Origin of the sequence: Psychrobacter sp. CAL346-MNA-CIBAN-0220 (assembly GCF_040309805.1) — a bacterium.
GTDB lineage: Bacteria > Pseudomonadota > Gammaproteobacteria > Pseudomonadales > Moraxellaceae > Psychrobacter.
In genome coordinates, this window is record NZ_JBEOPF010000052.1 from 1 (window position 1) to 365 (window position 365).

Annotated in this window: 1 protein-coding gene; it reads right to left on the reverse strand. The window is 37.8% G+C overall.

Annotated features, from left to right (window positions below; all coding sequences use genetic code 11):
- Nucleotides 1–82: 82 nt before the first annotated feature.
- The coding region (locus AAEY88_RS12660; protein WP_350562944.1) for a hypothetical protein at nucleotides 83–365 on the reverse strand (283 nt) is incomplete at its 5' end.

Sequence of the window (365 nt, forward strand, 5' to 3'; positions counted from 1 at the left end):
CAGCTAGGTTTATCAGGGGAGCGCGCTGCGCTCGGGGTTCTGTTTTCCAAATTTAATATTCTACCGCTTCGCGGGCTTCGGCCTATTGGCTTGTGATTTCCAAATTAACCTTGAAGTTAGGCCTTACATTAAACGGCAAGCCGTTTAATAAACCCATATCAATTACCTGCTGGGGAATAGCTTTAGAAAGTGAAATTATTGAACTTAAATTTTCAGACTCTGAAACTAATAGGGATATTAATTCATTAATTGAATCGTCTGTTTTGTAGAAAGCGGATAGGCCAATAAGGGCAGTTAATAGATTTTCTATATTTTCGGCTGTAGTAATTAGATCAACATTGTTAGTATCTTGCTTAGACATGAAT